This window comes from Streptomyces melanogenes, from assembly GCF_014649795.1.
Lineage (GTDB): Bacteria > Actinomycetota > Actinomycetes > Streptomycetales > Streptomycetaceae > Streptomyces > Streptomyces noboritoensis.
Window position 1 is genome coordinate 246,115 of sequence record NZ_BMTS01000005.1, and the last position, 20,579, is coordinate 266,693.

A 20,579-nucleotide genomic window follows, 5' to 3' on the forward strand; every position below is an offset into this window, starting at 1 on the left:
TACTAGCTGGAGGTGACGGTGCGGACCCCCTCAGCGAGGAGTACGGGTGCGCTGGGCCCGCGCCGAGGCGTACAGGCACACCGCGGCGGCGGTCGCCAGGTTGAGGCTCTCGGCCTTGCCGTGGATCGGGACGCGCACCACGGCGTCCGCGAGCGCCCGGGTCTCCTCCGGCAGGCCCCAGGCCTCGTTGCCGAAGATCCAGGCGGTGGGGCCGCCCATGGTGCCCGCGTCGAGCTCGTCGTCGAGGTCGTCCTCGCCCGCGCCGTCGGCGGCGAGGATGCGCACCCCGGCGTCCCGCAGCCCTTGCACAGCCTGCTCGACGGGTACGCCGACGGCCACCGGCAGATGGAAGAGCGAACCGACCGAGGCGCGCACGGACTTGGGGTTGTACAGGTCGACGGAGGCGTCGGTCAGGACGACCGCGTCGGCGCCGGCGGCGTCCGCGCAGCGCAGTACGGTACCGGCGTTGCCGGGGTCGCGGACGTGCGCGAGCACGGCGACGAGTTTGGGTCGCGCCTTGAGGATCTCCTCGAACGGCGAGTCCAGGAAGCGGCAGACCCCGACGAGCCCCTGGGGGGTCACGGTCTGCGAGACCTCGGCGAGCACCTCGTCGTTCGCGTAGTGCACCCGGGCCCCGGCGTCGCGGGCGGCGGCCACGATGTCCGCGTACCGCTCCGCGGCCTCGACGGTGGTGAACAGCTCGACGAGCGTCGCCTCCCCGCCGACCCGGTGCTCCACGGCCTCCCGCACGGCCTGCGGCCCCTCGGCGATGAACCGCCGCTCCTTCCCCCGGAAGTTACGCCGCGCGAGCCGCCTGGCGGCGGCGACGCGGGGGGAGCGGGGGGAGATCAGCTCGGGCGTGGGCATGGGGTTCTCTCTACGAGGGGGCGGGGGCCCTGAAGAAGCGGATGCCGCGCAGCGGCATTTGAGGGGCGCGGGGAACTGCGCGAGCAACCCACCACAGCCCGCGGACGAACGGGGCCGGGGCCACCGGAACGCACGGACCCGCAGGCCGATGGCCTGCGGGTCCGGTCCGGCTCAACAAGCCGTCAGGCGCTTACGCGGCCTTCGGGGCGTTGACGTCGCTCGGCAGCGCCTTCTGGGCCACCTCGACGAGCGCGGCGAACGCGTTGGCGTCGTTGACCGCGAGCTCGGCCAGGATCTTGCGGTCCACCTCGATGTTGGCGGCCTTCAGACCCTGGATGAGGCGGTTGTACGTCATGCCGTTCTGGCGGGCAGCGGCGTTGATGCGCTGGATCCACAGCTGACGGAAGTCGCCCTTGCGCTTCTTGCGGTCGTTGTAGTTGTAGACCAGCGAGTGGGTGACCTGCTCCTTGGCCTTGCGGTACAGGCGCGAACGCTGACCGCGGTAGCCGGAGGCCGCCTCGAGGATCGCCCGGCGCTTCTTGTGGGCGTTGACTGCCCGCTTGACGCGTGCCACTTGTTAACTCCTTGTAGCGGGGCCGTGGTGCGTATTCACACGGCCCGAATTCGAATAGGTCCCGGTCTCGACGTCCCGCCTCCGGTCACCGGAGGCGGAGGAACGTCACTTGCCGAGAAGCTTCTTGATCTTCTTGGCGTCGCCCGGGGCCATCTCGGCGTTGCCGGTGAGGCGACGCGTCAGCTTGGACGACTTGTGCTCGAGCAGGTGGCGCTTGCCGGCACGCTCACGGAGCACCTTGCCGGAGCCGGTGATCTTGAAGCGCTTGCTGGCACCGCTGTGCGACTTGTTCTTCGGCATAGCGCCGTTATCTCCTCGTCAGTGGCGCCCCCAGCCGGTCCGGGGACCGGCGCGCGGGAGCGTCATATGTATCGGTTGTCCTGGGCTGGCTGCCCGGGAATCAGGCCTCGGCAGGTTCCTCGGCCGACGCCTCGACGACGGGCTCCTCGACGGAGCCGTCCTCGGCGGCGGGCTGACCCTGACGCTCCGCCTTGCGGGCGGCCTGCGCCTCGCGGGCTTCGGCCATCGCCTCGGTCTTCTTCTTGTGCGGACCGAGGACCATGATCATGTTCCGGCCGTCCTGCTTCGGGTTCGACTCGACGAAACCGAGGTCCTGGACGTCCTCCGCGAGACGCTGCAGCAGTCGGTAGCCGAGCTCCGGCCGGGACTGCTCGCGACCACGGAACATGATCGTGATCTTGACCTTGTCGCCCTGCTTGAGGAACCGGACGACGTGACCCTTCTTGGTGTCATAGTCGTGCGGGTCGATCTTCGGCCGGAGCTTCATCTCCTTGATGACCGTGTGCGCCTGGTTCTTGCGCGCCTCACGGGCCTTCATGGCCGACTCGTACTTGAACTTCCCGTAGTCCATGAGCTTGCACACGGGCGGACGGGCGTTCGCCGCGACCTCGACCAGGTCCAGGTCGTACTCCTGTGCGAGCTCCAGGGCCTTGGCAAGCGGAACAATCCCGACCTGCTCGCCGCTGGGACCGACAAGTCGCACTTCGGGAACGCGAATCCGGTCGTTGATGCGGGGCTCGGCGCTGATGGATCCTCCTCGGTAGCACCACACGCCTGTCCGGCAGACAGCCGCGTATGTCTTCACTCGGACCAACCGCCGTGGCACATGAAAAATGCCCCGTCGGGACACAGGCGGGGCTCCATGGACAACCGGAGCACCGCCGCGGTCAACCGCGGGGCGCACATCGGACGGCTCCATCGTCCGTACGGAACGATGGCGGCCGTCTGACCGGATGACCCGCCGCCCCGGAGGGCAGTCAGGTGGGAGATCGGAGCCTCCACTTGTGGGCCGGGCACATGGGAGTGCCTGGCCGGTCGTTACACAAGGTTAGCAGCACCCGGGCACGGGGGCCAATCGTGTGCACAACACCGCAGCGCCTATCGTGTGGGGCATGAGTGAGACCTCCCCCCAGTCCTCCGGGACCACCGACTTCGACACCATGACCCGCGACATCGCGGAGGTCCCGGCCGTCGAGGTGATCGTCACGGTCGCCGTGAACCTGATGAGCGCCGCCGCGGTCAAGCTCGGACTGACGGAGGAGGGCGACGAGCACAAGGACCTGGACGAGGCCCGCAAGCTCGTGCACGCGCTGGCCGGTCTGCTCGACGCCAGCACCACCGAGATCAGCTCGTTCCACGCCGCCCCGCTGCGCGACGGCCTCAAGTCCCTCCAGCTCGCCTTCCGCGAGGCGTCGGTCGTCCCGGACGAGCCGGGCCAGGGCCCGGGCGAGAAGTACACGGGCCCGGTGTACGGCTAGTCGCCGCTCCTCCACCCGTACGAAGCGAAGCGCCTCCGGACGAACCGGGGGCGCTTCTTCATGCCTGGCCCGTACACGCTCAGCGCGTGAACAGGGGCTCGTTGGGCTGCGGGGCCGCGGCCGGGAGCAGGGCCAGGTCGAGGCCCTGGACGAGCCGGGCGCGCAGCACCTCGTCGGCGGCGAGCAGCTCGACGACCCGGCGGGCGGCGTCGGCCGGCACCGCGCCCTCGGCGAGGACCAGGGCGAGCGTGCCGTCGGCGCTGCCGGGGCCGAGGTGGGCGCGCAGGACGGCCGGTTCGGCGGCGACCGCCGTGCGCACGGCCTCGATGACCGCCGGGTCGTCGAGCGGGTCCGCGCTGGTGCGCCCCTCGGCGAGGGCGAGCAGCGCGCCGCCCTTCAGTTCGTACGCGACGGGCCCCGCCAGATCGAGGACGACCGTGTCGGCCCGCTCGTGCGCGGCGGCCTGGAGCGCCTGGTGCAGCGGTACGGCGACGGGCCGGGCCTCCGGGTCCCACAGCGCGAGCGAGGCGAGCGAGGTGAAGGCGGGCAGCGCCTTGCGGTCGCCCGCGGTGAGGGTGGGGACGGCCATGTCGCTGGTCTTCTCGCGGCGAAGCCCGTTCTCGTCGGTCTCCACCTCGCCGAGCACGGCGACGACGGGGACGAGCAGGCGGGCGCCCTTGAGCGCGGCGAGGACGCGCGACTGGGCCGCGCCGCTGCCCCGGTCCTCGGCCCAGGCGGCGAGCGCCGCCGTGAGTTCGGGGTCGGCGGTGCCGTCGTCGTCGGAGAAACCGGGGTCCGGGATGTTCTTGAGCGCCACGCCCCGAGCCTATCCGGGGTCGGCCCCGGCCCCCGCACCAGGGGAATCACGTAGTGGGCGTGGCTTCGTCTGCGGACCGTAGGTGGCTGGTCGCGCAGTTCCCCGCGCCCCTTAAATGCCGCTGCGCGGCATCCCCTGGGGCGCCCCGAAGGGGCGCATTTAGGGGCGCGGGGAACTGCGCGAGCAACCCACCACGGTCCGCAGACGAACGGGGCCCAGCCACTCACGCTCCCGCGTGTTCCGTGCGGCTGCCGCGCCACAGGGTCAGGGACGCGGTGAGGAGGAGGGCGCCCGCGGCCGCGGCGAGGGCGGCGAGCCAGTCGCCGCGGTGGTCGTCGCCCTTCTCCTTGTCGGGGCCCGCGCCGAAGTACGTGCGGGCGCGACCGGTCGCCGTGTTCGTCCGGACCTCGGGCTTGAGGCGGGCGCCCTCGGCGAGGGCGGCGGCCGGGTCGACGCTGCCGTAGCCGCGGGCGTCGTCGCGGCCGCCCTTGGGCGCGTTGCGGGCGGTGTCCGCGAGCAGGGTCTTGATCTGGGCCGGGGAGAGGCCGGGGTGGGCCGCGCGGACCAGGGCGACGGCGCCGGAGACGAAGGCGGAGGCCGCGCTGGTGCCCCAGCCCTCGTAGTACTTGCGGTCCGGGTCCGCTATCACCACGTCCACGCCGGGCGCGGAGACGGTGGCGTACCACCGGCGGGTGGAGAAGGCGGCGTGCGTGCCGTAGCGGTCGACGGCGGCGACGGCGATGACGCCCGGGTAGGCGGCGGGGTAGGAGACGTGGTCGCCCTGTTCGCCGCCGTTGCCCGCGGAGGCGACGACGACGGCGCCCCGGGAGAGGGCGTACTGGATGGCGGCGTCCTCGGAGGGCTCGGGGTGCGCGGAGGCGCTGTCGTCGCCGAGCGAGAGGTTGATGACGTCGGCGCCGTGGTCGGCGGCCCAGCGGATGCCCTCGGCGAGTGCGCCGCCGCGTGACTCGCGGGCCTTCTTGCGCGCCGGGTCGGTGGATTCGAGGATCACCCGGACCGGCAGGATCCTGGCCTCGGGGGCGATGCCGAGGACGCCATCTCCTCTGCCCGGCCCGTGTCCGTGGCCCGCGATGATCCCGGCCATGGCGGTACCGTGCCGGGCCCAGTCGCGGCTGCCGCGACCGGCCCCGAAGCCGACGAGGTCCTTGCCGGTGAGGACCTGTCCGGCGAGGTCGGGGTGGGTGGCGTCGACCCCGGTGTCGAGTACGGCGACGGTGATGCCCTTGCCCTTGGTCGTCCGCCACGCCTGCTCGGTGTGCATGGCGGCGAGCTCCCACTGGCGGTCCCGGATGGCGTCCGCGTGCGCGGGCGCGGCGGGCAGGAGCAGCGCGAGCGAGGCCGCGGCGGCGAGGGCGGCGGCACGCCGGGGCGTACGGCGGGGCGTGGTCATGACGGCTTCTTCGTTCCGGTGGCGGCGGTCTTGCGCAGGGCCCGTTCCACCCGGTCCGCGATGCCCTTGGCGTCGTAGGTGAGCCCCGCCTCGACGGGTGCCTCCGTCGCGCCCTCGTCGAGGGCGCGGTCGGCGGGCTGGGGGGCGGTGACGGTACGGGCGTCGGCGAAGCCGGTGACGGAGTAGACGACGACGGGGGCGTCGGTGAGGACGCGTACGGTCCAGCTCGCCCGCTGCTTGTCGCCGAACCGGGCGGCGGGGGTGCCCGCGACGGCGTACGGGCGCGGCATCAGGTCGTCGCGGTCGCCGAGCGACTCGTCGCTGAACCGGGTGCGCAGCGCGCCCATCGCGTCGGCGTCGGCCTCGGTGAAGACCAGCCCGACGGTGGTGACGGCGGAGGAGCTGGCGTCGGTGTACGTGGCGCGCAACAGCCGTACGCAGCCGACGGGTTGGAGCGCCTTGAGCAGCAGCGGGTCGAGCGCCCCGGCGCACCCGGCGTCGGGCGCGACCCCGATGCGGGTCCACACGCGGTCGGCGCCGCCCGGCCCGGCGCCGCTGCCGTTGAGGGTCGGCGGGAAGAGGGTGTCCACGGGGGTGTTGTGCCACATCTCGCGGGCGGCGGTGTACCCCCCGTGCGCGTCCGCTCCCCCGGACCCCCCGCTCAGCCAGCTCCCGGCGGCGGCGCCCCCGAGCAGCCCGATCCCCAGCACGAGGCAGACGGCGGCCGCGACGACCCGGCCCCGGCGCCGGACCGAGGGCGCGGCGACGGGTATGGGCGGCACGGGGTGCGGGACCGTTCCGGGGAACGGCGGGGCGGCGGGCGGGGCCATGACGGGCGTGGGCCCGGCGGGCGGGGGTGGCGTCGGCGGGGCCGGGGGCCGGGTCGGGGCGGGGTGCGGCGGGAGGGGCGGGCGCGCGGGCTGCGGGGAGGTGCGCGTCGGCGCGGCCGGGCGCACGGCCGCCGGAGCCGTCGGGGGCTTCGCGGGTATGCGCGGCCGGGGCGCCAGGGCCGCGTCCAGGAGGTCGATGGCCGAACGCGGCGACGCGTCGGCGCGGCGGGGCGCGGAGGTGGTCGGTGGTCGGCCGGGTGCTTCGTCTGCGGGCCGGTGCGGGCTGGGCGCGCAGTTCCCCGCGCCCCTTGGGAGGACCGGGCGCGCGGGGGCGGAGGGCTCGTCCGAGGCCGGGAACGGCGCGGTGTCGCGGGCCGGGTCGGTCTCCTCGGGGTGGCGCGTCGCGGCCGGGGGGCGTTGTGCGTCCGTGGTCAATGGCCCCCCTCGTGCCCCTCGTGCGTGCGCTGCGGATCGGCTTGGCCGGCAGGGCCGTTCGTCGCCGCGTGGGCGCTACTTTACGGGCTGGGGCGGGGTGGCAGGGCGGTGGTCCGTGGTCGGGGCATCTGCACCGACTCGTCCCCCTACCCCCGGGTAAGCCGTTCTGGCAGGCTCTGCGCATGACTCCCCGCGCCGCAGACCGGGCCCGGTACGACCGGGCCACCGCCCTACTCGACGCCCCGCTCGCGCTCGTGGATCTGGAGGCGTTCGACGCCAACGCCGACGGCCTGGTCCGGCGCGCCCAGGGCAAGCCGATCCGGGTCGCCAGCAAGTCCGTGCGCTGCCGGGCGCTGCTCGAACGGGTGCTGGCCAGGGACGGGTTCGCCGGGATCATGTCGTTCACGCTGGCGGAGTCGATCTGGCTGGCCCGGGCCGGGTTCGAGGACGTTCTCCTCGCGTATCCGTCCGCCGACCGGGACCGCTTCGCGGAGCTCGCCGCCGACCCCAAGCTGGCGGCCGCGATCACCGTCATGGTCGACGACCCCGCCCAGCTCGACCTCATCGACCGGGCCCGGGACCGCGCCGACCTGCCCGTACGGATCTGTCTGGAACTGGACACCTCGCTCCAACTGCTCGGCGGGCGCGTACGGGTCGGCGCCCGCCGGTCCCCGCTGCGCGAGCCCGCGCAGCTCGCCGAGCTCGCCCGTGCGGTCGTCCGCCGTCCGGGCTTCCGGCTGGTCGGGCTGATGGCGTACGAGGGGCATGTCGCCGGGGTCGGGGACGACATCGCGGGGCGGCCGGTGCGGTCGCGGGCGATCCGGCTGATGCAGACCGCCGCGCGCAAGGAGCTCGCGGCCCGCCGGGCCGAGGTGGTGCGGGCGGTCCGGGCAGTCGCACCCGACCTGGAGTTCGTCAACGGCGGCGGGACGGGGAGCGTGCAGCACACCGCCGCCGAGGACGCCGTCACGGAGATCGCCGCCGGGTCGGGGCTGTACGTGCCGCGGCTCTTCGACAACTACACGTCGTTCACCGGGCGCCCCGCCGCGCTCTTCGCCCTGCCCGTGGTGCGCCGCCCGGGCGTGGGCGTCGTCACCGTGCTCGGCGGCGGCTACCCCGCGTCCGGGGCGGCGGGCGTGGACCGGCTGCCCGTCCCGTACCTCCCCGAGGGGCTGCGCTACGACCCGCAGGAGGGTGCCGGGGAGGTGCAGACGCCGCTGCTCGGCACCGCCGCCGACGATCTGCTGATCGGGGACAAGGTGTGGTTCCGGCACGCCAAGGCCGGTGAACTGTGCGAGCGGTTCGACGAGTTGCACCTGGTGGAGGGCGACCGCGTCACCGCGACCGTGCCCACGTACCGGGGCGAGGGGCGCACCTTCCTCTGAGGCCCCGGGGCCGGGTCACAGACCCGGTGGCGCCACGCTGCTGCCGACCCCGCCGTTCTCCTGGCCGCCGAGGACCCGGATCCCCGAGGTGATCTTGTCGAGGACGGCGAGCGGCGGGGCGCCCTTCCCCGCGTCGAAGGCGAACCGGATGACGATCATCGATTCGCTGCCGACGCTCGACGGGAAGGCCAGCGACTGCACATGGCCGCCGGGCCCCGCGCCCGTCTTCACGCTCCAGCGCACCAGGTACCCGGTGCGCCCGGCGACGACGACGGACCCGGACCTCACCTCGCGGTGCGAGACGATCCCGCCGTATCGCTGACGGCCGACGGCGTCCTCCTTGAAGGCTGCGTCGGCCGCGTCAGCGATGTCGTGCTTGGCGAGCGCCTCGGCGGTCCTGAGGTCGGTACGGGTCGGCGTACGGGTGTTGACCCAGGCGTGGTGGCAGAACGCGCCCGCGTCGCCCGGGCAGTCGAAGGTGTCCTTGGTCTGCATCGTGGGCAGGCCGTCGATCCTGGACTCGGCCTTCTCCCAGCCCGGCAGGACCGGCAGGGTGATGCCGTTGAGCTGGTCGACCAGGAGGTTCGGGTCGTCGCTGGGCGAGGGCTGCGGCGCGGGGGCCGTGCTCTGCGTCGGTGCGACTGTCGACTTGGTCGTCGCGCCGCCGGGTGCGGCGTCGGCCTTCGGCTCCCCGTCGTCCCCGTTCAGGACGATCACCCCGGCCACCAGCGCCGTGACGAGCACCGCGGCGGCCACGGCCGCGGCGACCACCGGGCCCCGGCCGCGCGGCCGGGGCTGCGGCGCGACGGGCCCCAGCGGAACGGTCGGCGGCGCGGGCGGCACCGCCTGACCTGCGGCCCTGGTGTGCCCGGTCCAGGCGGTCCCGTCCCACCAGCGCTCCAGCACGGGGGTGCCCGGATCCGGGTACCAACCAGGCGGTGTCGTCATGCTCATCGGGCCACCCTAGAACGGCGGTTCAGCCGCCGTACACCGTGTCCTTCTGGTCCGGTACGACCGTGCCGTCGGCCCGGCGGACCGGGGCGGGGGTGCCGTCGTGGTCGGTGTACGCGGTGGTCGCGCACGGGTAGGCGGCGCTCTTGCGGCCCTTGGGCTGGATGAACATCGGGTTCACGAGCCAGCGGCCGTCGCCGTTGTCGTACGCCCGGCACATCAGCTCGTTCTTGTTGCGGTTCAGGACGAGCCGCAGGCCGGTCGCGTCGCGCAGGAAGGAGACGTCCGTGTCGGAGTCGCCCGCCGCGAAGACCTGGCGCCGCGCGGCGGGCTGCACCCGCTCGGCGGCGGGCCCGCGCACCCCGAACACCTCCTGGTTGATCCAGCACCGCTTTCCGTCGATGTACGTGATCATCGCGTCCTCGCCGTCCGCGACCGAGCCGCAGCCCTTGAGGTGCGGGGTGATCCGCCCGTGCGAGGTGACCGGGCGGATGCCGATGGCGTGGTCCGGCGCGATACCGACGCCGCCCGCCCACACGTCGACCACCGGCTCGGGCGACGCCGAGGTGATCCAGACGTCGAACCCGGCCTTCTGGAGGGTGCGGACCAGATCGCGCTGCTGGTCGTAGTAGCGCACCCAGCCCGTCACCTTCGCCGTGCCGACCTGCTGCTCGGCGCCGATCGGCGCGGCCAGGTTCTCGGCGCGGGCGGCCCGGGCGAAGGAGCGGACGTCGGCGGTGTGCCAGCCGCTCATCAGCTGGGCGAGCCAGGCGTACTGCGGCTCGATCGTGCGCCGGTCCCAGCCCGCGAAGGCGGTGGCACCCCCGGTCGTCTTCCCGTCCCCGTAGACCGTGCGTATCTCGTCGGCGCAGCGGGTGTCGGTGGCGGTGGGCAGGGTGGTGGCGCCCGACGGGCAGGCGGCGGCGAGTGCGGTGGCCGCCGGATCGGTGAGGTAGCGGCTGGTGGTGTGCCAGTCGCCGTGCAGCGGGCGGCGGATCTTGGAGTGGCGCAGCATCCAGTACATCGTGGCGTCACCGACGTCGTTCTTGACGACGGTGTTGTCCCAGTCGAAGACCGCGACGGACTTGTGGCCCTTGGCCCGGGCCGCGCCGCCGCCGCACCTGCCGTAGGTGTCGACGAGCTCCTGGAGGCGGGCCTTGTTCTGCCCGTACCAGCCCTGCGTCACGGTGAGTTCGGGGCACGCGCCGGTCCGCGCCTGGGCGGTGGGGGCGGCGGCGAAGGCGCTGCCCGCGATCGCCAGGGCGGCGGCCGCGGCCTGCCAACGACGTGCACTCTGCATGAACGCTCCTGTGACGAAGGGAAGATCAACGGGGACGGTAGACAGAACAGCCGGGCGTCGTGCGACGCCCGGCTGTCGGGGTGGTGGAGTACAGGTGAACGCCTAGAGCGGGGTCACGTAAGCGCCGGAGATTCCGCCGTCCACCAGGAAGTCGGTCGCGTTGACGAACGAGGAGTCGTCGCTGGCCAGGAAGGCCACGGCGGCGGCGATCTCGTCGGCCTCGGCGAACCGGCCCAGCGGGATGTGCACCAGCCGCCGCGCGGCCCGCTCCGGGTCCTTGGCGAACAGTTCCTGGAGCAGCGGGGTGTTGACCGGCCCCGGGCAGAGCGCGTTGACGCGGATGCCCTCGCGGGCGAACTGCACGCCCAGCTCGCGCGACATGGCGAGGACGCCGCCCTTGGACGCGGTGTAGGAGATCTGCGAGGTCGCCGCGCCCATCCGGGCCACGAAGGAGGCGGTGTTGATGATCGAGCCCCGGCGCTGCTCGCGCATGTACGGGATGGCCGCCTTGCAGCACAGGTACACCGAGGTCAGATTGACCTCCTGGACCCGCTTCCAGGCCTCCAGGCCCGTCTCCAGGATGGAGTCGTCGTCGGGGGGCGAGATGCCCGCGTTGTTGAAGGCGATGTCGACGCTGCCGTAGGTGTCGTACGCGGCCTTGAAGAGCGCGTCGACCTGCTCGGCGTCGGTGACGTCGACGCGCACGGCGAGCCCGCCGACCTCGTCCGCGGCCTTCTTGGCGGCCGCCTCGTCGATGTCGCCGCAGACCACGTGGGCGCCCTCGGAGGCGAGCCGGCGCGCGGCCGCCAGACCGATGCCGCTGCCGGCTCCGGTGATGACGGCGGTACGGCCGACCAGGCGGCGGCAGACGTTGTTCGCTTTGGTCATGGGTGCTCAGGCCTCCGTGCTGATGAAGACGTTCTTGGTCTCGGTGAAGGCGGCCAGCGCGTCCGGGCCGAGCTCACGGCCGAGTCCGGACTGCTTGTAGCCGCCGAAGGGGGTCCAGTAGCGCACGCTGGAGTGCGAGTTGACGGAGAGGTTGCCCGCCGCGACGGCGCCGGACACGCGCAGCGCGCGCCCCACGTCACGGGTCCAGATCGAACCGGACAGGCCGTACTCGGTCGCGTTGGCCAGCCGTACGGCGTCGGCCTCGTCGTCGAAGGGCAGGACGACCGCGACCGGCCCGAAGACCTCCTCGACCGCCACGGGGGCGTCGGGCGCGGCGCCGGTGACGACGGTGGGCGCGAACCAGAAGCCGGGGCCCTCGGGGGCGGTGCCCCGGATGCCCGGCAGGTCGCCGGGGACGTACGCGCGCACCCGCTCCAGCTGGGTCCGCGAGATCAGCGGGCCCATCTGGGTCTTCTCGTCGGCCGGGTCGCCGACCACCACGGACTCGATGCCGGGGGCGAGGAGCTCCAGGAAGCGGTCGTAGACCGGGCGCTGGACGAGGATGCGGGTGCGGGCGCAGCAGTCCTGGCCGCTGTTGTCGAGGAAGGACATCGGGGCGGCCGCGGCGGCGGCCTCGACGTCGGCGTCCGCGAAGACGAGGTTGGCGCTCTTGCCGCCGAGTTCGAGGGTGACCCGCTTCACCCGCTGGGCGCACTTGGCCATGATCTGCTTGCCGACGCGGGTGGAGCCGGTGAACACGATCTTGGCGACGCCGGGGTGCTCGACCAGCGCGTCGCCCGCGACGGCGCCGGCGCCCGGCAGCACCTGGAAGAGGTGCTCGGGCAGGCCCGCCGCCAGGGCGAGTTCGGCGAGGCGCAGGGCGGTGAGCGGGGTGGTCTCGGCGGGCTTGAGGATCACCGCGTTGCCGGCCGCGAGCGCGGGGGCGGTGCCCCAGGCGGCGATCGGCATCGGGAAGTTCCAGGGCGCGATGACGCCGACGACGCCGAGCGGCTCCAGGATCGTGATGTCCAGACCGCCCGCGACCGGGATCTGACGCCCGGTCAGGCGCTCCACTCCCCCGGCCGCGTAGTCGAGCAGGTCGCGGACGTTGCCCGCCTCCCAGCGGGCGTTGCCGACGGTGTGCCCGGCCTCGCGGACCTCCAACTGGGCCAGCTCTTCGAGGTGGTCGTCGACGGCGGCGGCGAAGCGGCGCAGCAGCCGGGCGCGGTCGGCGGGGGCGAGCGCCGCCCACTTCGCCTGCGCCCGCGCGGCCCGCGCGACCGCCGCGTCCACGTCGGCGGCGGTGGCGGCGGGGACGGTCGCGATGACCTCCTCCGTCGCCGGGTTGAGCACCTGGTGCTCGGTCAGGTCGTACGCATCGGACAACGGGGGCCTCACAGGCGTTCGAAGGAGCGGCGGAGCTCCCAGTCGGTCACCGCGGCGTCGAAGGCGTCCAGCTCGACGCGCGCCATGTTGCGGTAGTGCGCGACCACCTCGTCCCCGAAGGCGGCCTTGGCGATGGGGCTGTTCTCCCACAGCTCGGCGGCCTCGCGCAGGGTGGTCGGGACGTGCTCGTAGTCGCCGGCATAGGCGTTGCCGGTACAGGCGTCCGGCAGCTCAAGCCGTTGCTCGACGCCGTACAGGCCCGCCGCGACGAGTCCGGCGACCGCGAGGTGCGGGTTGACGTCGCCGCCGGGCAGCCGGTTCTCGAACCGCAGCGAGCGGCCGTGGCCGACGACCCGCAGCGCGCAGGTGCGGTTGTCGTAGCCCCAGGCGACGGCGGTGGGCGCGAAGGAGCCGGGCTGGAAGCGCTTGTAGGAGTTGATGTTCGGCGCGTACAGCAGCGAGAAGTCCCGCAGCGCGGCCAGCTGGCCCGCGAGGAAGTGGCGCATCAGGTCCGACATGCCCTCGGGCCCGTCGCCCTGCATGACGTTGCGGCCCTCCTCGTCGGTGAGCGAGAGGTGGATGTGGCAGGAGTTGCCCTCGCGCTCGTTGTACTTCGCCATGAAGGTGAGCGAGACGCCCTCCTGGGAGGCGATCTCCTTGGCGCCGGTCTTGTAGACGGCGTGCTGGTCGCAGGTGACCAGGGCCTCGTCGTAGCGGAACACGATCTCGTGCTGGCCCGGGTTGCACTCGCCCTTGGCGGACTCGACGGTCAGGCCCGCGGCCGCCATCTCGTTGCGGATGCGGCGCAGCAGCGGCTCGATCCGGCCGGTGCCGAGCACCGAGTAGTCGATGTTGTACTGGTTGGCCGGGGTCAGGCCCCGGTAGTCCGCGTCCCAGGCCTGCTCGTAGCTGTCCCGGAAGACGATGAACTCCAGCTCGGTGCCGACCTGGGCGGTCAGGCCGAGCTCGGCGAGCCGGTCGAGCTGGCGGCGCAGGATCTGGCGCGGGGCGGCGACGACGGGCGAGCCGTCGTTCCAGCCGAGGTCCGCGATCAGCAGCGCGGTGCCCTCGTTCCAGGGGACGCGGCGCAGGGTCGCGAGGTCGGGGTGCATGGCGAAGTCGCCGTACCCCCGCTCCCAGGACGACATGGCGTACCCGTCGACGGTGTTCATCTCGGTGTCCACGGCGAGCAGGTAGTTGCAGCCCTCGGTGCCGTGGGCCGCGACCTCGTCGAGGAAGAATCGTGCGGCGAACCGCTTGCCCTGGAGCCGCCCTTGCATATCGGGGAACGCCAGGACCACAGTGTCGATCTCGCCGCTCTCTACGAGGGCGCGCAGCGCCTCGATGTCGAGCGGGGGTGTGCGGTCTGCCACGGGAAAAGCCTCCTTCGGTCAGCCGAGAGCCCATAAGGTATTGCCGAGAACCATTGCTTGGGAAGGGGGTGCGGCCAGATGTCGCAACCGGATTCCTCGGACCGGCTCGCGCCGGTACTGCGGACCGTACGGGCCGGCAACGGCTTCGAGGAGGCGCTGGAGCAGATCCTCCAGGTCGTACGCCTGGGCCTGGTGCCCGGTGGCGAACGGCTGCCGTCGGAGCGGGAGTTGGCCGAGCGGCTCGGCATCAGCCGGGTGACGCTGCGCGAGGTCCTCAAGGTGCTGACCGACCAGGGCCTGGTGGAGGCGCGGCGCGGCCGCTACGGCGGTACGTTCGTGCTGCCCAGGGCCGAATCGCCCGGGGAGGACGAGCTGCGGCGCCGGGTGGCCGGGGTCGACGTGGAGGACGTGCTGCGCTTCCGCGAGGTCCTGGAGGTGGGCGCGGCCGGGCTGTGCGCGGCGCACGGCCTCACCGACGAGCAGGCCGACCGGCTGCGGGACGCGCTGGCCCGCACGCACGACGCGCCGCTGACCGACTACCGACGCCTGGACACCCTGCTGCACCTGACCCTCGCCGAGCTCTCCGGCTCACCGACGCTGACCGCGCAGTACGCCGCCGTGCGGGCGACCGTGAACGATCTGCTGGACGGCATCCCGCTGCTGGTCAGGAACTTGGAGCACTCCCAGCGGCAGCACACCGCGTTGGTCGAGGCGGTGCTCGACGGGGACGCGGACGGGGCGCGGGAGATGATGCGGGAGCATTGCGCCGGTACGGCGGCGCTGTTGCGGGGGTTCTTGACGTAGCCGTGCGGCTGCGGACCGTGCGTGGTTGCTCGCGCCCACGCGGCGGAGCCGCAAAGTGTCACAGCCCCGCTCCCCTGATGGGGCGCCCCCGTTTACCTCGACGTAACGCAAGGGGCTTGATTTCCGGTCGACTTCCCCGCAAAGGTATGCCCCCAGTCCATTGACCCCCGCTGCCGGGAGCCGCGTCATGACCATCGAGTCCACGGAATCCGCCAAGCCCCCCGCCGCCGAACCGGCGGACGACTACCTGGAGCGCCGTACGCTCCGCCGCGGCAGCGCCGGCTGGCTGCTGCTGACCGGGCTCGGCGTGGCGTACGTCGTCTCCGGCGACTACTCCGGCTGGAACTTCGGCCTCGCCGAGGGCGGCTTCGGCGGCCTCGCGATCGCCATGGCCCTGATGGGCCTGATGTACGTCTGCATGGTCTTCTCGCTCGCCGAGCTCTCCTCCGTCCTGCCCACGGCGGGCGGCGGCTACGGCTTCGCCCGGCGCGCGCTCGGCCCCTGGGGCGGCTTCCTGACCGGTACGGCCATCCTCATCGAGTACGTGCTCGCCCCCGCCGCGATCTCCATCTTCATCGGCGACTACGTGGAGTCCCTGGGCCTGTTCGGCCTCACCTCCGGCTGGCCGGTCTACCTCGCCTGCTTCGTCGTCTTCATCGGCATCCACCTGTGGGGCGTCGGCGAGGCGCTGCGGTTCAGCTTCGTCGTCACGGGTGTCGCGGTGGCGGCCCTGCTGGTCTTCGCGGTCGGCGCGTTCCTCGACTTCGACGCCTCCAAGCTCGACGACATCGCCGTCCACAAGGACGCGTTCGGCGCGAGCTCCTGGCTGCCGATGGGCGTGATGGGCATCTGGGCGGCGTTCCCGTTCGGCATGTGGTTCTTCCTCGGCGTGGAGGGCGTGCCGCTGGCCGCCGAGGAGACCCGCGACCCCGCCCGTACGCTCCCCAAGGCGATCCGCTGGTCCATGGGCATCCTGGTGGTGCTCGCCCTGCTCACCTTCTTCGCCTCGGCGGGCGCGCGCGGCTCGGCCGCGATCCAGGAGGCGGGCAACCCGCTGGTGGAGGCGCTCCAGCCGGACGGCAAGGCCACGGCGCTGAGCCGGATCGTCAACTACGCGGGCCTGGCGGGCCTGGTGGCGTCGTTCTTCTCGCTGATCTACGCGGGCTCGCGCCAGCTCTTCGCCCTGTCCCGGGCGGGCTATCTGCCCCGCTTCCTGTCCCTGACCAGCCGCCGCAAGGCGCCCTACCTGGGCCTGCTCGTGCCCGGCGCGATCGCCTTCTCGCTGGCGGCCGCGACCGGCGACGGGGCGCGGATGCTGAACGCCGCGGTGTTCGGCGCGACCGTGTCGTACGCACTGATGTCGCTCTCCCACATCGTGCTGCGCCGCCGCGAGCCGGACCTGGAGCGGCCGTACCGTACGCCGGGAGGAGCGCTGACCTCCTCGGTCGCGCTGGTCCTCGCGTGCACGGCGCTGGTGGCCACGTTCCTGGTGGACGTGGTGGCGGCGCTGATCGCGCTCGGGGTGTACGCGGTCGCCGTCGGGTACTTCGGCCTCTACAGCCGCAAGCACCTGGTCGCCCGGGCCCCCGAGGAGGAGTTCGCGGCGCTCGCGGCGGCGGAGGCCGAGCTGGAGCGCGAGTGAGGGTCCGACTGCCGAAGGAGAGGGAGAACACGTGGGACGGCCACTGATCGGTGTCAGTACGTATTGGGAGAGCTCGGTGCGCTGGGGGGTGTGGGACTGGCCCGCCGCCCTGCTGCCCGCGTACTACCCGCGCCTGGTCAAGGCCGCGGGCGGGCTCACCGCGATGCTGCCGCCGGACGACCCGGAGACGGCCGCGGAGGTGGTGGCCCGGCTCGACGGCGTGGTCATCGCGGGCGGCCCGGATGTGGAGCCGGTACGGTACGGGGCCGACCGCGACGCCAGGACCGGGCCGCCCGCACCGGAGCGGGACGCCTGGGAAACCGCCCTGATCGAGGCCGCGTTGGCGTCCGGGACGCCGCTGCTCGGCATCTGCCGGGGGATGCAGCTCCTGAACGTGGCGCTCGGCGGCACGCTGGTGCAGCACCTGGACGGGCACACCGGCGGCCACGGCGTCGTCGGCCGTCACACCGTGCGCCCGGTGCCCGGCACGCGCTACGCGGGCATCGAGCCGTACGAGGCGTCCGTGCCGACCTACCACCACCAGGCGGTGGACCGCCTCGCGGAGGGCCTGGTGGTGTCGGCCCGCGCCGAGGACGGGACCGTCGAGGCGGTCGAACTGCCGGGCGAGGCCTGGGTGCTGGGCGTCCAGTGGCACCCGGAGATGGGTGAGGACACCAAGGTGATGCGGGCGCTGGTGGAGGCGGCGCGGGCCCGGACTCCGGTGTCGGTGTCCTGAGCCGCGCGGCCGCCACCGATGGCGGCCTCAGCCCGTCCCCGGCCCCGACCGCGTCAGCGACAGCAGGTCGCGGGCCGGGCCCGTGGGGCGATGGGCCGTGCGCCACACCGCGCGCAGGTCGCGGCGCAGCCGCAGGCCCTCCTCCAGCGGGATGCGGACCAGGCGGCGGCCCGCCAGCTCCTCCCCCAGGGCGAGTTCGCTCAGGACCGAGGGGCCCGCGCCGCTCACCACCGCCGCCTTCACGGCCGTGGTGGAGGCGAGCTCCAGGAGCGGCCGGGCCACCCCGCCCTCGGCCGCCAGCGCCGCGTCCAGGACCTGCCGGGTGCCCGAGCCCTCCTCTCGCAGGATCAGCGGGGTCGCGGCCAGTTCGGCCGCGCCGATCGGGGCGCGGCGCCGGGCCCACGGGTGGGAGGGCGCGGTGACCACCACGAGCCGGTCGTGGCCGATCACGGCCCCGTCGAGCCCGGACGGTACGGCCAGGCCCTCCACGAACCCGAGGTCCGCCTCGTCGGAGAGCAGCCGCTCGGCCACGAACGCCGAGTTCCCGGCGAGCAACGAGACGGCGGTGCCCGGGCGTTCGCCGCGCAGCGCGATCAGCCAGCCGGGCAGCAGGTACTCGGCGATGGTCATGCTCGCCGCCACCCGCAGCCGCGAGTCCCGCTGCCCGCGCAGCGCCTGCACGCCCACGTCGAACGCCTCGGCCGCCTCCACCACCCGCCGCGCCCAGTCCGTCACCAGCGCACCCTCGGCGGTCAGCTTGGAGCCGCGCGGCGAGCGGTCGACGAGGGCGACGCCGAGGTGGCGCTCCATCGAGCGGATGCGGCTGCTCGCGGCAGGCTGGGTGATGCCCAGGTCGCGCGCGGCGCGCCCGAGGCTGCCGTGCCGGGCGACCCCGATCAGCAGCTCCATCGCGCTCAGATCGGGCACCCGCCTCGACAGCGGACCGGTGTCCTCCGCACTGCTCATGCTCATAAGCCCAGCTTATGTCCTCATAGGAAGGTTCGGTCTGGCGACCCCCTCGTACCGGCGCGAAGGTGGATACATGGTCACCGTCACCCACCCCCGCGCCCACGCGCTCGCCGCGCGCTTCGAACCCCTGCGGCACCTCGGTCCCAACTGGTACGCCACGGTCATGGGCACCGCGATCGTCGCCAACGCGGGCGCCGGACTGCCGTTCCGGGTGCCGGGACTGCAGGCGGTGTGGGCCCTGTCGCTGGCCATGCTCACCGTCCTCGTCGCCGCCCGCGCCGCCCACTGGCGCCACCACCGCGACCAGGCCCGCGCCCACCTCATGGACCCGGGCGTGGCCCCCTTCTACGGCTGTATGTCGATGGCGTTCCTGGCCGTCGGCATCGGCACCCTCACCGTCGGCAAGGACGTCATCGGCGAGGGCGCGGCGGTCCCGCTGGCCTGGGTGCTGTACGGCATAGGCACCGCGACCGGCCTGGTCGTCGCCGTGGGCATCCCCTACCTGATGGTGGTCCGCCACCAGGTCGCCCCCGGCACCGCCTCCCCCGTCTGGCTGCTGCCCGTGGTGGCCCCCATGGTCTCCGCGACCCTCGGCGCGCTCCTGGTCCCCCACCTCCCCGCCGGCCAGCCCCGTGAGGCGATGCTGCTCGCCTCGTACGCGATGTTCGGCATGAGCCTGCTCGCCGTCATGGTGCTGCTGCCCCTGGTCTTCGCCCGGCTCGTCCACCAGGGCCCCCTGCCCCTGGCCCTGACCCCCGCCCTGTTCCTGGTGCTCGGCCCCCTCGGCCAGTCCACCACCGCCGTGAACAAGCTCGCCGACGTGGCCCCCGGCTCGATCGACACCACCTACGCGGGCGGGCTGAGCGCCTTCGCCGTCATCTACGGCGTGCCCGTGATGGGCTTCGCCCTGATGTGGCTGGCCCTGGCCACCGCCATGGTGGTGCGCGCGGTCCGCTCCGGGATGCCCTTCGCGATGACCTGGTGGGCGTTCACCTTCCCTGTCGGCACCTGTGTCACCGGCGCCGAGGGCCTGGCCCACCACACCGGCCTGGACGCCTTCACCTGGCTCGCCTACGGCCTGTACGCGCTGCTCGCCGCCGCCTGGCTGGTGGCGGGCGCCCACACCGTACGCGGCCTGGTCAGCGGCAAGCTGCTCGCAGCGCCCCGCTGAGCGCGGCCGGGGCCGCCGCCAGCGACGGCCCGTACCAGGTGAGCATGCGCCCATCGACGAGCGCGGCCCGGAGGTGCGGAAACGCCTCCGGGCCGTCGTCGGCGGTGAAGCGGTAGGGCTCGTCGGGGAGGACCACCAGGTCCGCCCCGGCGGCCCTCAGCTCGTCCAGGGGGACGCGCGGATAGCGCTCGGCGTGCTCCGCGTACACATTGCGCACCCCGAGCCGGGCCAGCAGGTCGCCCGCGAAGGTGTCGCGGCCGAGCACCATCCAGGGGCGGCGCCACACGGGCACCACGGCGGCGACCGGCTCGGGCGGTGCCACCACGTTCTCCCAGGCCTCGCGCGCCTCGTCGAGCCATCGGGGCCGGAGCAGTCCGCAGGCGTCCACCAGGACCCGGTCCAGCTCGGCGAACGCCTGGTCCAGGTCGCGGACCTCGGTGACCAGGACCTCCAGACCCGCCGCGCGCAGGGCGGCCAGGTCCGGCTCCCGGTTCTCCTCCTCGTTGGCGATCACCAGATCGGGGCGCAGCGCGGCGATCGCGTCCGTGTCGGGGTTCTTGGTGCCCCCGATCCGTACCGCCGCGAGGTCCGGCGGGTGGGTGCACCAGTCGGTGGCGCCGACGACCAGCCCGGGGGCCGTGGCCGCCACCGCCTCGGTGAGCGAGGGCACCAGCGAGACCACCCGGGGACCGGTCGCGGGCGACACCATCAGTGGCGGGTCTCCTCGATCGCCTCGATGTGGTCGGCGACCGCGACGAGCAGGATCCGGGTGCCGGGCACGGCCGCGCGCCAGCGGTGGCGCACCCCGCCGGACAGGCACAGCGTGTCGCCGCGTTCGAGCCGGTAGGCCCGGCCCTCCGCCTCGACCTCGGCGGCGCCGTCGGCCACGTACATCAACTCGTCGTTGCGGTGCTGGAACTCGCGCGCGGTGTCGTGCTCGCCGGTGAACTCCATCGCGTGCAGCTGGTGGTGGCCGCGCAGCAGCTGGCGCACCCCGCCGCCGTCGCTGTCGTCGGCGCGGGCGACCTCGACCGTACGCGCGGTGTCGGCGGCGTCGTACAGCTCGGGGACGGTGGTGCCCAGGGCGTCGGCCACGCGCGCGAGGGAGCGGGCGCTGGGGCGGGCCCGTTCGTTCTCGATCTGGCTCAGGAACGGCACCGAGAGGCCGCTGCGCTGCGCGACCGCGGCGAGCGTCAGCCCCAGCTCGCGGCGGAGCCGCCGCACCGCGACTCCCACCCGAAGAGTTTCCTTGTCGTCCATCT

21 protein-coding genes are annotated in these 20,579 nt (G+C 73.5%); 6 read left to right on the forward strand and 15 right to left on the reverse strand.

What is annotated here, in order from left to right; genetic code table 11:
• Positions 1-30: 30 nt before the first annotated feature.
• The 4 genes from IE252_RS13530 to infC all read right to left on the reverse strand — a co-directional run bounded on the left by IE252_RS13530 (position 31) and on the right by infC (position 2,513).
• Entirely contained in the window at positions 31-867 is an 837-nt protein-coding gene (locus IE252_RS13530; RefSeq protein ID WP_190089617.1) for a TrmH family RNA methyltransferase, read from the reverse strand.
• Positions 868-1,057: 190 nt separating this feature from the next.
• Positions 1,058-1,441, reverse strand: coding sequence for a 50S ribosomal protein L20 (rplT, locus tag IE252_RS13535; protein ID WP_003970214.1), 384 nt, complete (start codon positions 1,439-1,441; stop codon positions 1,058-1,060).
• A 105-nt stretch (positions 1,442-1,546) separates the two neighbouring features.
• On the reverse strand, positions 1,547-1,741 hold the full coding sequence (gene rpmI, locus IE252_RS13540) for a 50S ribosomal protein L35 (protein WP_030754426.1): 195 nt from the start codon (positions 1,739-1,741) through the stop codon (positions 1,547-1,549).
• A 100-nt stretch (positions 1,742-1,841) separates the two neighbouring features.
• Complete coding sequence (infC, locus tag IE252_RS13545) at positions 1,842-2,513, reverse strand: translation initiation factor IF-3 (RefSeq protein WP_190089817.1); 672 nt, start codon at positions 2,511-2,513, stop codon at positions 1,842-1,844.
• A gap of 340 nt (positions 2,514-2,853) precedes the next feature.
• Between infC and IE252_RS13550 the strand changes: the two genes are divergently transcribed.
• Positions 2,854-3,219 carry a DUF1844 domain-containing protein gene (locus IE252_RS13550; protein ID WP_190089618.1) on the forward strand — a complete coding sequence of 122 codons (366 nt, stop codon included), beginning with the start codon at positions 2,854-2,856 and terminating at the stop codon, positions 3,217-3,219.
• Between the two features lie 79 nt (positions 3,220-3,298).
• On the opposite strand, the gene IE252_RS13555 is transcribed toward IE252_RS13550, so the two are convergent.
• From IE252_RS13555 to IE252_RS13565, 3 genes are all read right to left on the reverse strand, one after another.
• On the reverse strand, positions 3,299-4,036 hold the full coding sequence (locus tag IE252_RS13555) for an SseB family protein (RefSeq protein ID WP_190089619.1): 738 nt from the start codon (positions 4,034-4,036) through the stop codon (positions 3,299-3,301).
• 223 nt (positions 4,037-4,259) lie between these two features.
• The gene (mycP, locus tag IE252_RS13560; RefSeq protein ID WP_190089620.1) at positions 4,260-5,447 is read right to left on the reverse strand and encodes a type VII secretion-associated serine protease mycosin; all 1,188 of its coding nucleotides are present in this window, start codon (positions 5,445-5,447) and stop codon (positions 4,260-4,262) included.
• Complete coding sequence (locus IE252_RS13565; protein WP_190089621.1) at positions 5,444-6,712, reverse strand: hypothetical protein; 1,269 nt, start codon at positions 6,710-6,712, stop codon at positions 5,444-5,446. Before IE252_RS13565 ends, mycP begins: the two co-directional genes overlap by 4 nt.
• Before the next feature lie 182 nt (positions 6,713-6,894).
• Between IE252_RS13565 and IE252_RS13570 the strand changes: the two genes are divergently transcribed.
• Entirely contained in the window at positions 6,895-8,097 is a 1,203-nt protein-coding gene (locus IE252_RS13570) for an amino acid deaminase/aldolase (RefSeq protein WP_190089622.1), read from the forward strand.
• A gap of 15 nt (positions 8,098-8,112) precedes the next feature.
• Here IE252_RS13570 and IE252_RS13575 read toward each other — a convergent pair whose 3' ends face one another.
• The 5 genes from IE252_RS13575 to IE252_RS13595 form a co-directional block, all read right to left on the reverse strand.
• Positions 8,113-9,051 (reverse strand): DUF2510 domain-containing protein, encoded by a 939-nt coding sequence (locus tag IE252_RS13575; protein WP_190089623.1) that lies wholly within the window; start codon positions 9,049-9,051, stop codon positions 8,113-8,115.
• 22 nt (positions 9,052-9,073) lie between these two features.
• Positions 9,074-10,348 (reverse strand): haloacid dehalogenase-like hydrolase, encoded by a 1,275-nt coding sequence (locus tag IE252_RS13580; RefSeq protein WP_190089624.1) that lies wholly within the window; start codon positions 10,346-10,348, stop codon positions 9,074-9,076.
• A 102-nt stretch (positions 10,349-10,450) separates the two neighbouring features.
• Entirely contained in the window at positions 10,451-11,236 is a 786-nt protein-coding gene (locus IE252_RS13585; protein ID WP_190089625.1) for a 3-oxoacyl-ACP reductase, read from the reverse strand.
• A 6-nt stretch (positions 11,237-11,242) separates the two neighbouring features.
• Entirely contained in the window at positions 11,243-12,622 is a 1,380-nt protein-coding gene (locus tag IE252_RS13590) for an aldehyde dehydrogenase family protein (RefSeq protein WP_229848318.1), read from the reverse strand.
• A gap of 8 nt (positions 12,623-12,630) precedes the next feature.
• Positions 12,631-13,995 (reverse strand): glutamine synthetase family protein, encoded by a 1,365-nt coding sequence (locus tag IE252_RS13595; protein WP_190089626.1) that lies wholly within the window; start codon positions 13,993-13,995, stop codon positions 12,631-12,633.
• 78 nt (positions 13,996-14,073) lie between these two features.
• Between IE252_RS13595 and IE252_RS13600 the strand changes: the two genes are divergently transcribed.
• The 3 genes from IE252_RS13600 (at position 14,074) to IE252_RS13610 (ending at position 17,177) form a co-directional block, all read left to right on the forward strand.
• The gene (locus tag IE252_RS13600; protein WP_190089627.1) at positions 14,074-14,799 is read left to right on the forward strand and encodes a FadR/GntR family transcriptional regulator; all 726 of its coding nucleotides are present in this window, start codon (positions 14,074-14,076) and stop codon (positions 14,797-14,799) included.
• Between the two features lie 187 nt (positions 14,800-14,986).
• Positions 14,987-16,441: an ethanolamine permease gene (gene eat, locus IE252_RS13605; protein WP_190089628.1), complete on the forward strand. Its 1,455-nt coding sequence runs from the start codon at positions 14,987-14,989 to the stop codon at positions 16,439-16,441.
• 31 nt (positions 16,442-16,472) lie between these two features.
• On the forward strand, positions 16,473-17,177 hold the full coding sequence (locus tag IE252_RS13610) for a gamma-glutamyl-gamma-aminobutyrate hydrolase family protein (protein WP_190089629.1): 705 nt from the start codon (positions 16,473-16,475) through the stop codon (positions 17,175-17,177).
• A 27-nt stretch (positions 17,178-17,204) separates the two neighbouring features.
• On the opposite strand, the gene IE252_RS13615 is transcribed toward IE252_RS13610, so the two are convergent.
• Entirely contained in the window at positions 17,205-18,149 is a 945-nt protein-coding gene (locus IE252_RS13615; RefSeq protein ID WP_229848320.1) for a LysR family transcriptional regulator, read from the reverse strand.
• Between the two features lie 70 nt (positions 18,150-18,219).
• Between IE252_RS13615 and IE252_RS13620 the strand changes: the two genes are divergently transcribed.
• Entirely contained in the window at positions 18,220-19,317 is a 1,098-nt protein-coding gene (locus IE252_RS13620; protein WP_190089630.1) for a TDT family transporter, read from the forward strand.
• On the opposite strand, the gene IE252_RS13625 is transcribed toward IE252_RS13620, so the two are convergent.
• The gene (locus IE252_RS13625) at positions 19,286-20,026 is read right to left on the reverse strand and encodes a helical backbone metal receptor (protein ID WP_190089631.1); all 741 of its coding nucleotides are present in this window, start codon (positions 20,024-20,026) and stop codon (positions 19,286-19,288) included. The genes IE252_RS13620 and IE252_RS13625 overlap by 32 nt on opposite strands.
• Positions 20,026-20,577: a helix-turn-helix domain-containing protein gene (locus tag IE252_RS13630; protein WP_190089632.1), complete on the reverse strand. Its 552-nt coding sequence runs from the start codon at positions 20,575-20,577 to the stop codon at positions 20,026-20,028. The genes IE252_RS13625 and IE252_RS13630 overlap by 1 nt, the downstream gene beginning before the upstream one ends.
• Positions 20,578-20,579 lie beyond the last annotated feature (2 nt).

Bases quoted from the DNA above. Each gene is read 5' to 3' on its own strand.
- IE252_RS13530 (WP_190089617.1), bottom strand. From the start codon at position 867: ATGCCCACGCCCGAGCTGATCTCCCCCCGCTCCCCCCGCGTCGCCGCC.
- rpmI (WP_030754426.1), bottom strand. From the start codon at position 1,741: ATGCCGAAGAACAAGTCGCACAGCGGTGCCAGCAAGCGCTTCAAGATC.
- IE252_RS13550 (WP_190089618.1), top strand. From the start codon at position 2,854: ATGAGTGAGACCTCCCCCCAGTCCTCCGGGACCACCGACTTCGACACC.
- mycP (WP_190089620.1), bottom strand. From the start codon at position 5,447: ATGACCACGCCCCGCCGTACGCCCCGGCGTGCCGCCGCCCTCGCCGCC.
- IE252_RS13570 (WP_190089622.1), top strand. From the start codon at position 6,895: ATGACTCCCCGCGCCGCAGACCGGGCCCGGTACGACCGGGCCACCGCC.
- IE252_RS13575 (WP_190089623.1), bottom strand. From the start codon at position 9,051: ATGAGCATGACGACACCGCCTGGTTGGTACCCGGATCCGGGCACCCCC.
- IE252_RS13580 (WP_190089624.1), bottom strand. From the start codon at position 10,348: ATGCAGAGTGCACGTCGTTGGCAGGCCGCGGCCGCCGCCCTGGCGATC.
- IE252_RS13585 (WP_190089625.1), bottom strand. From the start codon at position 11,236: ATGACCAAAGCGAACAACGTCTGCCGCCGCCTGGTCGGCCGTACCGCC.
- IE252_RS13600 (WP_190089627.1), top strand. From the start codon at position 14,074: ATGTCGCAACCGGATTCCTCGGACCGGCTCGCGCCGGTACTGCGGACC.
- eat (WP_190089628.1), top strand. From the start codon at position 14,987: ATGACCATCGAGTCCACGGAATCCGCCAAGCCCCCCGCCGCCGAACCG.
- IE252_RS13615 (WP_229848320.1), bottom strand. From the start codon at position 18,149: ATGAGCATGAGCAGTGCGGAGGACACCGGTCCGCTGTCGAGGCGGGTG.
- IE252_RS13620 (WP_190089630.1), top strand. From the start codon at position 18,220: ATGGTCACCGTCACCCACCCCCGCGCCCACGCGCTCGCCGCGCGCTTC.
- IE252_RS13625 (WP_190089631.1), bottom strand. From the start codon at position 20,026: ATGGTGTCGCCCGCGACCGGTCCCCGGGTGGTCTCGCTGGTGCCCTCG.
- IE252_RS13630 (WP_190089632.1), bottom strand. From the start codon at position 20,577: ATGGACGACAAGGAAACTCTTCGGGTGGGAGTCGCGGTGCGGCGGCTC.